Annotated in this window: 13 protein-coding genes; 6 read left to right on the top strand and 7 right to left on the bottom strand. The window is 71.3% G+C overall.

All coding sequences use genetic code 11. From position 1 onward, the window contains the following. The first annotated feature begins 55 nt into the window (after positions 1-55). The 3 genes from GQQ95_RS14855 to GQQ95_RS14845 all read left to right on the top strand — a co-directional run bounded on the left by GQQ95_RS14855 (position 56) and on the right by GQQ95_RS14845 (position 2,924). Positions 56-844: an alpha/beta fold hydrolase gene (locus GQQ95_RS14855; RefSeq protein ID WP_212275481.1), complete on the top strand. Its 789-nt coding sequence runs from the start codon at positions 56-58 to the stop codon at positions 842-844. Positions 845-1,033: 189 nt separating this feature from the next. Further along, entirely contained in the window at positions 1,034-1,708 is a 675-nt protein-coding gene (locus GQQ95_RS14850; RefSeq protein ID WP_157428456.1) for a hypothetical protein, read from the top strand. Between the two features lie 301 nt (positions 1,709-2,009). Beyond that, positions 2,010-2,924: an endonuclease domain-containing protein gene (locus GQQ95_RS14845; RefSeq protein ID WP_170297081.1), complete on the top strand. Its 915-nt coding sequence runs from the start codon at positions 2,010-2,012 to the stop codon at positions 2,922-2,924. Positions 2,925-3,098: 174 nt separating this feature from the next. On the opposite strand, the gene hpaD is transcribed toward GQQ95_RS14845, so the two are convergent. The 6 genes from hpaD to hpaH all read right to left on the bottom strand — a co-directional run bounded on the left by hpaD (position 3,099) and on the right by hpaH (position 9,813). Next, positions 3,099-4,214, bottom strand: coding sequence for a 3,4-dihydroxyphenylacetate 2,3-dioxygenase (gene hpaD / locus GQQ95_RS14840; protein WP_157428454.1), 1,116 nt, complete (start codon positions 4,212-4,214; stop codon positions 3,099-3,101). 169 nt (positions 4,215-4,383) lie between these two features. Continuing rightward, positions 4,384-5,880 carry a 5-carboxymethyl-2-hydroxymuconate semialdehyde dehydrogenase gene (gene hpaE, locus GQQ95_RS14835; RefSeq protein WP_157428453.1) on the bottom strand — a complete coding sequence of 499 codons (1,497 nt, stop codon included), beginning with the start codon at positions 5,878-5,880 and terminating at the stop codon, positions 4,384-4,386. Next, positions 5,877-6,632, bottom strand: a complete 756-nt coding sequence (locus GQQ95_RS14830; RefSeq protein WP_157428452.1) for a GntR family transcriptional regulator — start codon at positions 6,630-6,632, stop codon at positions 5,877-5,879. Before GQQ95_RS14830 ends, hpaE begins: the two co-directional genes overlap by 4 nt. Next, positions 6,629-8,203 (bottom strand): fumarylacetoacetate hydrolase family protein, encoded by a 1,575-nt coding sequence (locus GQQ95_RS14825; RefSeq protein WP_157428451.1) that lies wholly within the window; start codon positions 8,201-8,203, stop codon positions 6,629-6,631. Before GQQ95_RS14825 ends, GQQ95_RS14830 begins: the two co-directional genes overlap by 4 nt. Before the next feature lie 9 nt (positions 8,204-8,212). Continuing rightward, on the bottom strand, positions 8,213-9,043 hold the full coding sequence (locus tag GQQ95_RS14820) for an HpcH/HpaI aldolase family protein (protein WP_157428450.1): 831 nt from the start codon (positions 9,041-9,043) through the stop codon (positions 8,213-8,215). Continuing rightward, on the bottom strand, positions 9,028-9,813 hold the full coding sequence (gene hpaH, locus GQQ95_RS14815) for a 2-oxo-hept-4-ene-1,7-dioate hydratase (protein ID WP_157428449.1): 786 nt from the start codon (positions 9,811-9,813) through the stop codon (positions 9,028-9,030). The genes GQQ95_RS14820 and hpaH overlap by 16 nt, the downstream gene beginning before the upstream one ends. A gap of 234 nt (positions 9,814-10,047) precedes the next feature. Here hpaH and GQQ95_RS14810 point away from each other — a divergent pair, with 234 nt between their 5' ends. From GQQ95_RS14810 to GQQ95_RS14800, 3 genes are read left to right on the top strand one after another with little or no spacing between them, the layout of a single operon-like run. Beyond that, positions 10,048-10,329: a hypothetical protein gene (locus GQQ95_RS14810; protein WP_157428448.1), complete on the top strand. Its 282-nt coding sequence runs from the start codon at positions 10,048-10,050 to the stop codon at positions 10,327-10,329. A 3-nt stretch (positions 10,330-10,332) separates the two neighbouring features. Further along, positions 10,333-10,704: a hypothetical protein gene (locus GQQ95_RS14805; protein ID WP_157428447.1), complete on the top strand. Its 372-nt coding sequence runs from the start codon at positions 10,333-10,335 to the stop codon at positions 10,702-10,704. 33 nt (positions 10,705-10,737) lie between these two features. After that, entirely contained in the window at positions 10,738-11,130 is a 393-nt protein-coding gene (locus tag GQQ95_RS14800; protein ID WP_157428446.1) for a hypothetical protein, read from the top strand. Positions 11,131-11,210: 80 nt separating this feature from the next. Here the strand turns inward: GQQ95_RS14800 and GQQ95_RS14795 are convergent, their stop codons facing one another. Beyond that, a complete protein-coding gene (locus GQQ95_RS14795) occupies positions 11,211-12,872 on the bottom strand; it encodes a thiamine pyrophosphate-binding protein (protein ID WP_157428445.1) in 1,662 nt (553 codons plus the stop codon). Between the last annotated feature and the right edge of the window lie 67 nt (positions 12,873-12,939).

The raw sequence follows: 12,939 nt of genomic DNA, 5'->3' as shown, positions 1-12,939 counted from the left end.
ATCCCGACGCCTCGGGGCCGCGTACGCCCGATTCCGGTGCGGCCGGGCCAGACGCGTGAGCCCCGCCGGGGCGAGCGGCGCCGTGCTCTATGCCGAGGCCGACGACGGCACGCTGGTCGGATATCGGGTCTTCGGCGAGGAACGCCTCGAGCGCGAGGCATCCGCCCTGCCGCCGGTGCTGCTCGTGCATGGCTTCGCCTCGAACGCCGAGGTGACGTGGCAGGGCACGGGCTGGGTGCGCGCCCTGACCGATGCCGGCCGCACCGTGATCACGACCGACCTGCGCGGCCACGGCGCGAGCGACAAGCCGGTCGGCGGCGACGCGTACGCGCCCGAGACCTTCGGCGCCGACCTCGTCGCCGTGCTCGACACGGCCGGCGTCGAGCAGGTCGATGCAGTCGCGTACTCGATGGGCACCCGCGTCGTCGCCGCGCTGGCGGACCTCGCGCCCGAGCGCCTGCGCCGGGTGGTCATCGGCGGCGCGGGACCCGACGAGCTCTTCGCCGCTTGGGACCTCGACGAGGTGCGCGCCCTGCTCCTGCGTGACGAACCGAGCCCGCATCCGCTCATCGAGCAGGTGCTGCGCCCGGCGATCGCGGCCGGGGCCGACCGCGAGGCGCTGCTCGGCGTCGTCGAGGGCTTCGCGGGCGCCGAGCTCCGGTTCCCGCCCGGCATCCGATCGCTGTTCGTCGTCGGCGGCGACGACCAGGTGCCGGCCGGTGCCCGCGAGCTGGCCGAGGCATGGGGGAGCGGGTTCGTGTCGATCCCCGGGCGCGACCACGTGTCGACGCTGACCTCGCGGGCGTTCAAGGACGCCGCGATCGGGTTCCTCGCCGCGGAATGACCGCCGGGCCGGCCGGCCCGGCTCTGCCGGCCTGACCGGCTCGGCTCGGGCACCGCTCCCCATGTCGCATCCGTCGTCCGCGCCCGTAGCGTGATCAACGAATCCACCGCTCGAACGGCCCGCATCGCGTGCCCGGCGAGTTGGGTTCGTCGCGGCCGTGAGGGGCTCGGCCGCTCGACAAGGAGAACCATGAAGAAGCAGTCCATCGCATTCGTCGCGCTCGCCGTCGTGTCGCTCGTCCTGACGGCCTGCGCCGCGGAGCCCGCCGATTCCGTCGCCGAGAAGTCCGATATCTCGGTCGAGGAGACCGCGAGCGCCGACCCGACCGAGGAGCCGGCCGACGAGTCCACCGGTGAGGCCGCCATCGAAGGTGAACTCCTCGAGCCGGGCCAGACCGTCGCACTGGGCGACTGGGGCACGTACGAGTACGTCGACTACGACGACAAGACCGCGGTCCTGAACACCAAGCTCGTGAGCATCGAGCCGGCGACCGAAGCCCAGGTGGAGCAGCTCGTGGCCGAGATCCCCGAGCTCAAGGGTTGGAAGGTCTCGCTCATCCGATACCAGCAGCAGAAGGTTTCGGGCGATGACATCACCTACGGCTCGAACTACACCGACTTCCGCCCCGCCGACGCGACGGGTGCGAAGGCCCAGGAGGTCAGCGTCATCGGTTGGGACGAGTGCGCGAGCGAGTCCTTCACCGAGGAGTTCAACGCCGGCACCACGGTGCTCGACCAGTGCATGATCGGGGCGTCGGTCGACGGCGGCGAGCCCATCGGCGGCATGATCTGGACGGGCAACAGCTCGGCCGACGAGAACCCGTTCAGCGACTACGAGGGCACGCCGGTCTTCTTCGAGAACTAGCGTCCGGCTGCAGCGGCGAACGCCGTCCGACGCACCTTCCGGTGCCGGGCGGCGTTCTCCATGTGCAGGCCGACGGCCCTGAGCGCACGCTCACTGCTCGCCGCCGGCGTCTGCCGGATTCGGAGATCTTCGCGACACGCCGGCTTTTGAGCTGGCATGCGCGGCGTGTCACGCAAATCTCCGAATCCGGCAGACCATGTGGCGGGTGAAGCGATCCTCCACAGTGGTCCTGACGTGCATCGAGCTCACACAACGACGGATGTGGCACCGCGAAGCTGCGATCCGGCCGGATGCTCGGCGTATGGAACCTGCCATCGACGTCGTCAGGCGCCTGGGCGGCGTATGCCGAACCCGTGATCTGCGTGAGGTCGGCCACTACCCGCGAAGTATCGCGTCCGCCGTGGCATCCGGCGCCATCGAGCGGGCCCGAATCGGCCATTTCGTGGATCCCGCGCTGCATGAGCAGACCAAGCGCGCGATTCGCGTCGGCGGGCGTGTCGCATGCGCGAGCGCGGCGATCGTGCACGGTCTGCGAGTGCTCGAGCATCCTTCGGCGCTGCACGTCTGCGTCGCTCCACACGACTCGAGGTTCCGCCGAGCGCGCGACGGGTGCGGGCGCGTCAGACCGGGCCGTGCGCCGTGGCTCACGTTGCACTGGAGCGAGATCGGCGCTGCTGGTCCACCATTGCCTCCGGTCGCGACGGTGCTCGAGCAGGTACTGGAATGTCTTCCGCCGTTGGACGCGCTGTGCATCCTCGACTCAGCGCGCGAGGCCGTGCCGTGGGCGAACACTCGCCCCAGGCTCGACGACATCGAGTTCGATGTGTTGCTGAGCCGACTGAGTCGGCGCGGGTTCGCTATCGCGGCCCGATCCTCCTCCATGAGTCAGGCCGTCGGTGAGACGGTGGCAAGAGAGCGTCTTCGCCTGGCCGGCATCATCGCGACGCCTCAGGCCGCGCTGCCCGGCGGGTTCTTCGCGGACCTCCTCATCGGCGAGCGGCTCGTCATCGAGTGCGAGGGATATGCGGCCCACGGCGACGAGGACGCCTTCGAGCGCGATCGGCAACGCAAGGCATTCCTCCGTGCGTGCGGGTACGTCGTGCTCGACTTCAGCCATCGCCAGATCGTCCACGATTGGCCGAGCGTGCTCGGCACGATCCGGTCCGTCCTGCGCCGTGGACAGTCCCTGCGCGAAACGACCTGGCCGGGCACGTGAACCACGTCGTGCCGTGGCATCCGCTGCGCGGCGCCGGCCGAGGTGCGCATGTCTGCCGGATTCGGAGATTCCGACGACACGCCGGCAGGCGAGGTCGCAGACGCGGCGTGTCACCCAAATCTCCGAATCCGGCAGACAGGGGTTCAGACGTCCACGCGCATGCAGCCGCGGCGCCTAGAGCGTGTTGCCGAGCTTGAAGCCCTTCGCCGCGTCGCCCTCCCGGGTGTACGAGAAGCCGTCGGCGCCGATCGTGACCTCCATCTCGGAGTCGTCGGTGCGGGTGACGAGCGGCTTGGGCTCGCCGTCGAGGTCGAGCACGAGGGAGGCGTCGGTGTACCAGGAGGGCACGACGGAGTTGCCCCACCAGTCGCGACGCTGGTTGTCGTGCACGTCCCACGTGACGACCGGATTGTCGGGGTCGCCGGTCCAGTAGTCCTGCGTGTAGATCTCGATGCGGTGCCCGTCGGGGTCGCGGAGGTAGAGGTAGAACGCGTTCGAGACGCCGTGCCGGCCCGGTCCGCGCTCGATGTGGTCGCTGAGGCGGAGGGCTCCGAGCTTGTCGCAGATCGCGATGATGTTGTGCTTCTCGTGGGTCGCGAAGGCGACGTGGTGCATGCGCGGGCCGTCGCCACCGGTCATGGCGGTGTCGTGCACCGTGGGCTTCCGACGCATCCAGGCGGCGTACGTGGTTCCGGCCTCGTCTTGGATGTCCTCGGTCACGCGGAACCCCAGGTCCTCCATGTACGCGACCGCGCGGGGCACGTCGGGCGTGACCTGGTTGAAGTGGTCCAGGCGCACGAGGCATCCGGGGGTCTGCAGGTCGTAGCGCCACGCCAGCCGCTCGACGTGCTCGACCTCGTGGAAGAACTCGTACGGGAATCCGAGCGGGTCCTCGACGCGCACCGAGTCGCCGATGCCCTTCGTCCATCCCGAGGTGCGGCGCTCGACGCGGCATCCGAGCTCCTCGTAGAACGCGACGGCGAGGTCCAGGTCCTCCGGGGTGCGCACCCGGTAGCTGAAGGCGGCGACCGCGGCGACGGGGCCCTTGCGCAGCACGAGGTTGTGGTGGATGAATTCCTCGAACGAGCGCAGGTAGACGGCCTCGTCGTCCTCCTCGGTGACGACGAGCCCGAGCACGTCGACGTAGAACGCGCGGGAGGCGGCGAGGTCGGTGACCACGATCTCCATGTAGGCGCAGCGCACGATGTCGGGCGCAGGGCTCGACGGCGTCGGGATGCGGTTCGCGGGGGCGGGGATCGGGTTCCGGTCGGTGACGACGGGTTCGGTCATGGGTGGTGCCTTCTCTTCGTTGAGCGGATGCTTCGGTGGGCGGATGCCTCGGGCGGATGTCTCGGTGAGCGGATGCGGTGTCGTGGTCTCGATACGGCGCCGGGGCGCCTACTCGACCGCCCGGCGTGGGCGCCGACTCGACCGCCGGGCGAGGGCGCCGACTCGACCGTCAGCGCGCGACGCCGAAGCGCGGCGAGTGCGCCTGGTCGAGCGTGATGTGCACGGCCTGCTGGTCGGTGTAGAAGTCGATGGACCGGTAGCCGCCCTCGTGTCCGAGCCCGGAGGCCTTGACACCGCCGAAGGGGGTTCGGAGGTCGCGGACGTTGTTGGAGTTCAGCCACACCATGCCGGCCTCGACGGACTGCGAGAACGTGTGCGCGCGCTTGAGGTCGTTCGTCCAGATGTAGGCCGCGAGTCCGTACTTCGTGTCGTTCGCGAGGGCGAGCGCCTCCTCGTCGGAGTCGAAGGGCGTGATCGCGACGACCGGCCCGAAGATCTCCTCCTGGAAGATGCGGGCGTCGGGTGCGACATCCGCGAACACCGTGGGAGCGACGTAGTTGCCGGTGGGCAGGCCCTCGGGGCGCCCGCCGCCGGCGACCAACCGGCCCTCGTCCTTGCCGATCTCGACGTAGGACATGACCTTCTCGTAGTGCTCGGGGTGCACGAGGGCGCCGACCTCGGTCGCGGCGTCGTGCGGGTCGCCGACGACGATGTTCTTGGCACGTTCGGCGTAGCGGGCGACGAAGTCGTCGTAGATCGGCCGCTCGACGAGGATCCGCGATCCGGCCGTGCAGCGCTCGCCGTTGAGGGAGAAGACGCCGAACACGGTCGCGTCGAGCGCTGCGTCGAGGTCCGCGTCGGCGAAGACGACGGCGGGCGACTTGCCGCCGAGCTCCATCGACAGGCCCTTGAGGAAGGGCGCGGCGTTCGCGAAGATGAGCTGCCCCGTGCGACTCTCGCCCGTGAACGAGATGAGCGGCACGTCGGGGTGCTTCACGAGCGCGTCGCCGGCCTCCTCGCCGAGCCCGTTGACGAGGTTGAAGACGCCCTGGGGGACGCCGGCCTCCTCGAAGATCGACGCCCAGAGCGAGGCCGAGAGCGGCGTGAACTCGGCGGGCTTCAGCACGACAGTGTTGCCCGTGGCGAGGGCGGGTGCGAGCTTCCAGGACTCGAGCATGAACGGGGTGTTCCACGGCGTGATGAGCCCGGCGACGCCGATCGGCTTGCGGTTGACGTAGTTCACCTGACGCCCCGGCACCTTGTAGGTATCGTCGCGCTGGGCGACGATGAGGTCGGCGAAGAACCGGAAGTTCTCGGCCGCGCGCTGCGCCTGTCCGAGCGCCTGGGTGATCGGCAGGCCCGTGTCGAAGGTCTCGAGCTCGGCGAGGCGCTGGTCGCTCGCCTCGACGAGGTCGGCGATGCGGTGCAGCACGCGCGAGCGCTGGCGCGGCAGCATCCGCGGCCACGGACCGTCGACGAAGGCGCGGCGGGCGGCGGCGACGGCGAGGTCGACATCCGCCTGCTGCCCGGCGGCCGCCCGTACGTAGGTCTCGTTCGTGACCGGGTCGAGGACGTCGAACGTCTCGCCGCCGACCGAGTCGACGAACTCGCCGTCGATGAAATGGCGGATGCGGTCGGGCAGTCCTGCGGGAACGTGGTGCGTCATGCGTGGATCTTCCGTTCGGCGGTGAGGGCGGTGAGGGTGGTGAGCGTGGCGGGGTCGGCGGAGGCGGATGCCGGCGGCGCCGCCGGCGAGGTCGATGGCGACGGATGCTGCGCCTGGTAGGCGAGCACGGCGTCGAGGGTCGCGAGCCGGTGTCCGCGGGCGGCGAGCTCGATCTCGAGCGGGGCGGCGCCGCCCTCGATGAGGTCGAGGATGCGCTCGTGCTCGTCGACGGACTCGTGGGCTCGGCCGGGCACGAAGCTGAACGAGGAGTCGCGCAGCACCTTCATGCGGTTCCAGCCCCGGTGCACGAGGTCGAGCACGTGCGGGTTCGGGCACTCCTCGAAGAGCACGGCGTGGAACTCGAGGTTCGCGAGCGTGAACGCGTGCGGGTCGAAGTCGTCGAGGCTGCGCCGCATCCGCTCGTTGACCTCGCGTGCCCGGCGCACGTGATCGGGGGTGAGCATGGGCGCCGACATCGCGGTCGCCGCGCCCTCGACGAGCGCGAGCGTCTGCATCGTGTGCAGGTACTCCGTCTCCTTGATGAGGGCGACCTGCGCGCCCACGTTGCGCTCGAAGGTGACGAGGCCCTCGGCCTCGAGCAGGCGGATCGCCTCGCGCACGGGCACGACGCTGACGTCGAGTTCGCCGGCGATCTGCCCGAGCACGAGTCGGAACCCCGGTACGTACCGGCCGTCGTCGATGCGGTCGCGGATGAAGCGGTAGGCGCGCTGCGACTTGCTCGGCTCGCTCATGCGCGCTCGTCTCCCTGCCCTCCATCGCCCGCGGCGCGCTCCGCCTCGAACCGCGCCCGCCATGCGGCGTTCATCGGGAACAGCCCGTCGACGGATGCCCCGCCGGCGACCTGCTCGGCGACCCAGGCCTCCTCGGCCTCCTGTGCCACGGCCTCGGCGACGACCTCCTCGACGAGGTGCGGCGGGATGACGATGACGCCGTCGCCGTCGCCCACGATGACGTCGCCCGGCTGCACCGCCGCCCCGCCGCAGGCGATCGTGACGTCGACCTCCCACGGCACGTGCCGACGGCCGAGCACCGAGGGGTGCGGGCCCTGGGAGAACACGGGGATCTCGAACCCGGCCACGGCGTCGAAGTCGCGCACGCCGCCGTCGGTCACGATGCCGGCGGCGCCGCGCACCTGGGCGCGGAGGGCGAGCACGTCGCCGACGGTTCCGGTGCCGCGCTCGCCGCGGGCCTCGATCACGATGACCTCGCCGGGCTCGACGGTGTCGAACGCGAGCTTCTGCGCGTTGAACCCGCCGCCGTGGTCGGCGAACAGGTCGGGACGGAACGGGATGAACCGCAGCGTCTTCGCACGTCCGACGAGGCGGTCGCCCGGGTGGTTTGCGGAGACGCCCTCGATGAAGACGTCGTGGTACCCGCGCTTGCGCAGGGCCACCGAGAGGGTGGCGACGGCGACACCGTCGATGGCGGCGCGCAGCTCGTCGGTCAGTTCGAAGGCGGGCGCGGATGCCGCGGGCGAGGCGGATGCCGCGGGCCCGCCCGCCGCGCTCGCCTGACCCGCCGCGCTCGCCTGACCCGCCGCGCTCGCCCGGCCCGCCGCGACGGCCTGGGCCAGTGCCGCTTCGGAGCCCCACGCCTCGACGCGCTGCAGGTCGTCGACGGCGGGTGCGGACCCGAAGTCGCCGAAGGCGGCCTCACCCTGTGTGATCGTGGTGACGAGGCGTCCGGTGCTGGGCGAGCCCGGGGCATCCGGTGCGTCGACCTCGACCTCGACGACGTCGCCAGGGAGCACGACGGAGGACCCGGCCGGGGTCCCGGTGAGGATCACGTCGCCGGTCTCGAGCGTCATGAGCTGCGAGAGGTCGGCGACGAGCCGGCCGAACGGGAAGAGCAGCGTGTCGCTCGTGTCGGACTGCACGAGCTCGCCGTTGACCCAGGTGCGCACGCGCCAGTCGCCCTCGCCGAGGCCGTCGGCCGGGATGAGCGCCGGGCCGATCGGGGTGAAGCCGTCGCCGCCCTTCGAGCGCACGTTCGACCCCTTGTCGGCCGCCCGCAGGTCGTAGAGCCCGAAGTCGTTCGCCGCGGTGACGGATGCCACGTGCCGCCAGCCGTCGGCGGGGGAGACCCGCCTCGCGGGATCGCCGATGACGATCGCGATCTCGCCCTCGAACGCGAGCAGCTCCGTGCCGGCCGGACGCTCGAGCGTCGCGCCGGTCGGGGCGAGCGAGGATGCCGGCTTCAGGAAGTAGCTCGGCTGGGCCGGCGTGCGTCCCCGCTGGGCGGCGCGCGACGGGTAGTTCAGGTGCACGGCGATGATCTTGCCGGGCGTGGCGATGGGGGTCATGGACATCCTTCAGTAGCTCGGCCGGGGCGCGTCGGCGTCGTCGGCGGCATCGGTCGGGCGCTGCCCGATGAAGCGGTCGGCGAGGGCCTCGGTCGAGCGCGCCAGCAGCGCGACATCCGCACCGACGATGACGAGCGACGCACCCGCGGCGACGTAGCGGTCCGCGGCGGCGGGGACGAAGGCGTTCACGCCCGAGGGGACGCCGGCGGCGGTGGCCGCCGCGATGCCCGCGAGGACCGCGCCGACGACGTCGGGGTGCTCCTGCTGCCCGAGCAGCCCCATGGAGGCGGCGAGGTCGGCCGGCCCGAAGAAGACGCCGTCGACGCCGTCGACCGCGAGGATCTCCTCGAGGTCGGCCATGGCCGTCGCCGACTCGATCTGGACGAAGACCGAGATGGTCGAGTCGGCGTCGCCGAGGTAGCCCTCGATCCGGTTCCAGCGCGAGGACCTCGCGAGCGAACTGCCCACGCCGCGCACCCCGAGCGGCGGGTAGCGCACCGCGCGGACGATGCCCGCGGCCTGCTCGGCGGTGTCGACCATGGGCACCAGCAGGTTCTGCACGCCCACGTCGAGGTAGCGCTTGAGCGTGACGGTGTCGCCGAACGGCGGACGCACGATGGGTGCGACGGGGTACGCGGCGACCGCCTGCAGTTGGGCGAGCACGGACTCGAGGTCCGCGGGCGAGTGCTCGGCGTCGATGAGCACGACGTCGAGGCCGGAGCCGGCGATGATCTCGGCGTTCGTCGCGCTGCCCGCGCACGACCAGGCTCCGACGAGGGGCCGGTCGGATGCCGCGATGCGCTCGCCGAGGGTCGGCGGCAGGGTCAGACGAATCGGCATGTCACGGCTCCCAGGTCTCGGTAGTCGGCGTGCACCGTGTCGCCGCGCTCGACCCACATGGGCCGCGTGAACGACCCGGCGAGGATGATCTCGCCCGCCTCAAGCGACTGGTCGTGCTGCGCGAGCTTGTTCGCGAGCCACGCGACCCCCATCGCCGGGTGCCCGAGCACCGCCGCGGCGACGCCCGATTCCTCGATGACCTCGTTGCGCGACAGCAGCGCCGATACCCAGCGCAGGTCGACCTCGTCGACCTTCACGGGCCGGCCGCCGAGGACCATCGCGCCCATCGCGGCGTTGTCGCTGATGGTGTCGACGATCGTGCGGCCCTCCATCTCGATGTGCGAGTTCAGGATCTCGAGGGCCGGCACGACGTACGCCGTCGCGTCGAGCACGTCGAAGATCGTGACGTTCGGTCCCGCGAGGGGCTTCGCGAGCACGAAGGCGAGCTCGACCTCGATGCGGACGTTCGAGAACCGGTCGAACTCGACGGATGCCCCGGACTGGATCACCATGTCGTCGAGGATCACGCCGTAGTCGGGCTCCGTGATGCCGGTCGCGACCTGCATGACCTTGCTGGTGAGGCCGATCTTGCGGCCCACGCGGCGGGCTCCGGCCTCGGTGCGCCGGTCGGCCCAGAGCTTCTGCACGGCGTACGCGTCGTCGACGGTCATGCCGGGATCACGCGCGGTGAGCAACGGCACGACGCTGCGGTCGCGATCGGCCGTGAGGAGTTCCTCGGCGATCGCCTCGATGCGGGAGGGGTCAAGCACGTGCGAGCTCCACTTCGTCGGGGTCTGCCTCAGATCGTATACGATCTGGCGCCACGCCGCACTCGACGGGTTGGACGATCATCGGTGCGAGGTGGCGCGCCTCGTGAGGAGGTTGGTCGCTACAGTGAGTCACTGCAGGGCGCGATTCGGGCGGTGCTCGGCTCGGGCCCTCGCCCGGCATGGCCCGGGTGGGCGGCCAGACGAGTGTGCTGTTGGAGCGGGAAGACGCAGATGATGATCGATTTCGCATTGAGCGACGCCGTCGTGGCCTACGTCGGGTTCGACGGTGAGTCCGCGGTGCCGGGGCGCCATCGAGACAGAATCGCTGATCCCGTGCTCCAAGAGCGTGTGGCCCAGGTCGTGAATCATGCCGAACTCCGAGAACCGGGGAACGAGGCGCAGGGCGTGCTCGCCTGGGCGCAGCAGCGCCGAGATGCAGTCGGCCGGGCGCATCCCGAACTCTCGGGCCGGGCACTCGACGCCATCTGCGCGCTGATCTCGTTCGAATGGCGCTGACGGATGCTCGATGCCGCAACGGAGAGGTTCGTCGACCAGGCGACCGCACTTCCGCCCGAATCGCTGGCGGAGGCATACGATCGCACGCTCGATCTCCGTTCGCAGGGGGGCAAGGAGGCGAGCGGGCTCGCCGTGCCGTCAGCATCCCAGAACTCGCAACTCGACCGTCGGATCCGCGCTGCCCTGCTCCCGAGGGCGAGCACGCTCGACGGGCATCTCATCGGGTTGCACTCCGATGCCATCGCCGCCGTCGGCATCGCGGCTCGCGCGGTCCTGCGGCGAGCCAAGCTCGCCGACGAGGCGTATGACGTTCTCGTCGAACCCTTTCGCGGCCTCGGGGTTCCCATACCCGAGCGAGCGGAGACCATCGACTGATTGCGAGAAGACGCACCCTCGTAGGCTGGAGTGGTGCTGTCCGGGAGTCGAGCGCCGTTGCCCCACGGGGAGGCGCTGGTCCTTGCGGTGTGGGTGGCGGGATTCGGCGTCGGAACGGTGGTCCACCTGATCGAGCTGCTCACCCAGGGCGCGGCCGTCTACGGCACCATGCCGGCCGGGGTCCGGGTGTTCTGGGTCTCGCTCACCATCGTCGACCCCGTCCTGGTCGTGCTGCTCCTGCTGCGGGTGCGGGCGAGCATCTGGCTGGGCTGCGCCGTCATGGTCGTCGACGTCGTCGTGAACTGGACGGCTGCTCTGACCATCCCGGGAGCCACCGGCCCCGGTCTCGTCACGCAGCCCCTCTTCCTCCTCTTCCTCCTCACCACCGCCCCGCTGCTGTGGAGGTCCTTCCGGAAACCGGCATAGCCGAGAGGCGGTCACCCGTCCCCGACCTGCAGCGGGTCGATCGGCGCCGGCCGACCGCAGGCCGTCGCCACGGCATCCGCTCAGCTGTTCACGCGGATGATCTCCTCCTGGTACGGCGCGACGACCGTGCCCGAGATGCGGCAGTCGAGCAACAGGAACGGGCGCTCGGAGGCCGGCCGCGCGGTCCACTCGGCGAGCACGTCGAGGTCGGCGAGTTCGCACACGATGACGCCCTCGGCCCCGACGGCCGACGCGAGGCCCGCGAAGGAGGCCTCGGGAATGAGCATCGGCGCACGCGCGAGGCCCTTGAGGCCGTAGAGGTTCACCTCGGCGCCGTAGGCGGCGTCGTTCCAGACGACGGCGAGGCCACGGCCGCCGGCGGAGCGGACGGCGGACTCGAGGTCGGCGAGCGCCATGAGCCCGCCGCCGTCGCCCGTCGTGAGCACGATGGTCGAGTCTGGCTTCGCGGCCGCGGCGCCCGGCACGCTCGGGAACCCGAGGCCGATCGACTGGAACGCCGTGCCGACCATGATCATGCGGTCGGGCGAGGCGACCGGCCAGTACATGTTCGCCCAGCCGATGAAGTGCCCGCCGTCGGAGACGACGACGCGGTCCTCCGGCAGGAGTTCGGCGATCCGGCGGGCCACGGCTCGCGGATCGAGCCGGCCGTCGTCGGCGAGCCCGTCGGCACGCGCGGGCGCCGGCTGCGCGCGGAGTGCGGGGATGTCGACCGACTCCCGCCACCCGGATGCCGCGGCGCCGAGCTCGTCGAGCGAGTCCGCGATCGCCCGCGCGACGACGGCGGCGTCGCCGCGGACGTAGCCTCCGACGTTCGGATGCGTCGCCGTCGGCGCCACGTCGACCTGGAAGACGCGCGTGCCCGGCGCGAACAGGTCGCCGAAGCGCATCGTGAACTGGTTGAGTGACGCCCCGAAGACGACCGCGACGTCGGCCTCGCGCACGAGCTCCATGGCGGCCTCGGCACCGAAGCCGCCCGTCACCCCGAGGTCGAACCGGCCGTCGGGGAAGACGCCGCGGCCGAGCGCCGTGGACGCCGTCACGGCTCCGGTCGCCTCGGCCAGTGCGCCGAGCGCGTCGCCGGCGCCGGCGAGCCAGGCGCCGCGGCCCGCGAGCAGCAGGGGCCGGCTCGCGCCGGCCAGCGCGGCGGCGATCTCGGCCACGACCGCGGCGCCGAACGGGCCCTTCGGGGCGAGCGGTTCGGGCAGGTGCAGGTCCGGCGCGACGCCGAGCCCGCCCGCGTCGCGGGCGGCGACGTCGTAGGGGATCGCCAGGACGACGGGCAGGCGATAGGCGAGTGCGTGCTCGATCGCGAGCACCGTCGTGGCCGCGGCATCCGTTCGCCCGACCGTGTACGTGCGGGCGCCGACGGCGGAGGCGAGGGCGATCTGGTCGACGTCCCACGGCCGGCGACCGGATGTCGGCTCGTCGCCGACCACGAGCACGAGCGGCACCCGCGCCTGGGTGGCCTCGGCGAGGGCGGTCAGCGTGTTGGTGAAGCCGGCGCCGTAGGTCGCCGTCGCCGCCGCGATGCGCCCGGACGCCCGGAAGTGCGCATCGGCGGCCACGACTCCGCCCGCCTCGTGGCGCACGGCCGTGAACGTGACGGCCGTCTCGCGCTCGAGCGCGTCGAGGAAGTACGCGTTGCCGTTGCCCATGAGGCCGAAGACGTGGTCGAGGTGGGCGGCGAGGGTGTGGGCGACGTGCGCGGACACGGTGGGCATGGCGAAGCCTTTCGAGACGGGGACGGAGTGGTGCGTTCCGTATGTGTCTCGCTCGACCCGGCGTTGG

Source organism: Agromyces salentinus, from assembly GCF_009749395.1.
Taxonomy (GTDB): domain Bacteria; phylum Actinomycetota; class Actinomycetes; order Actinomycetales; family Microbacteriaceae; genus Agromyces; species Agromyces salentinus.
The sequence above is the reverse complement of the archived record's forward strand: the minus strand, read 5'-3'. Positions and strand labels throughout refer to the sequence as shown.

Coding starts and splice junctions, on each gene's coding strand:
- GQQ95_RS14830 (WP_157428452.1), bottom strand. CDS start 6,632: ATGAGCGAGCCGAGCAAGTCGCAGCGCGCCTACCGCTTCATCCGCGAC.
- GQQ95_RS14810 (WP_157428448.1), top strand. CDS start 10,048: ATGATCGATTTCGCATTGAGCGACGCCGTCGTGGCCTACGTCGGGTTC.
- hpaE (WP_157428453.1), bottom strand. CDS start 5,880: ATGACGCACCACGTTCCCGCAGGACTGCCCGACCGCATCCGCCATTTC.
- GQQ95_RS14850 (WP_157428456.1), top strand. CDS start 1,034: ATGAAGAAGCAGTCCATCGCATTCGTCGCGCTCGCCGTCGTGTCGCTC.
- GQQ95_RS14795 (WP_157428445.1), bottom strand. CDS start 12,872: ATGCCCACCGTGTCCGCGCACGTCGCCCACACCCTCGCCGCCCACCTC.
- hpaD (WP_157428454.1), bottom strand. CDS start 4,214: ATGACCGAACCCGTCGTCACCGACCGGAACCCGATCCCCGCCCCCGCG.
- GQQ95_RS14820 (WP_157428450.1), bottom strand. CDS start 9,043: ATGCCGATTCGTCTGACCCTGCCGCCGACCCTCGGCGAGCGCATCGCG.
- GQQ95_RS14825 (WP_157428451.1), bottom strand. CDS start 8,203: ATGACCCCCATCGCCACGCCCGGCAAGATCATCGCCGTGCACCTGAAC.
- GQQ95_RS14845 (WP_170297081.1), top strand. CDS start 2,010: ATGGAACCTGCCATCGACGTCGTCAGGCGCCTGGGCGGCGTATGCCGA.
- GQQ95_RS14805 (WP_157428447.1), top strand. CDS start 10,333: ATGCTCGATGCCGCAACGGAGAGGTTCGTCGACCAGGCGACCGCACTT.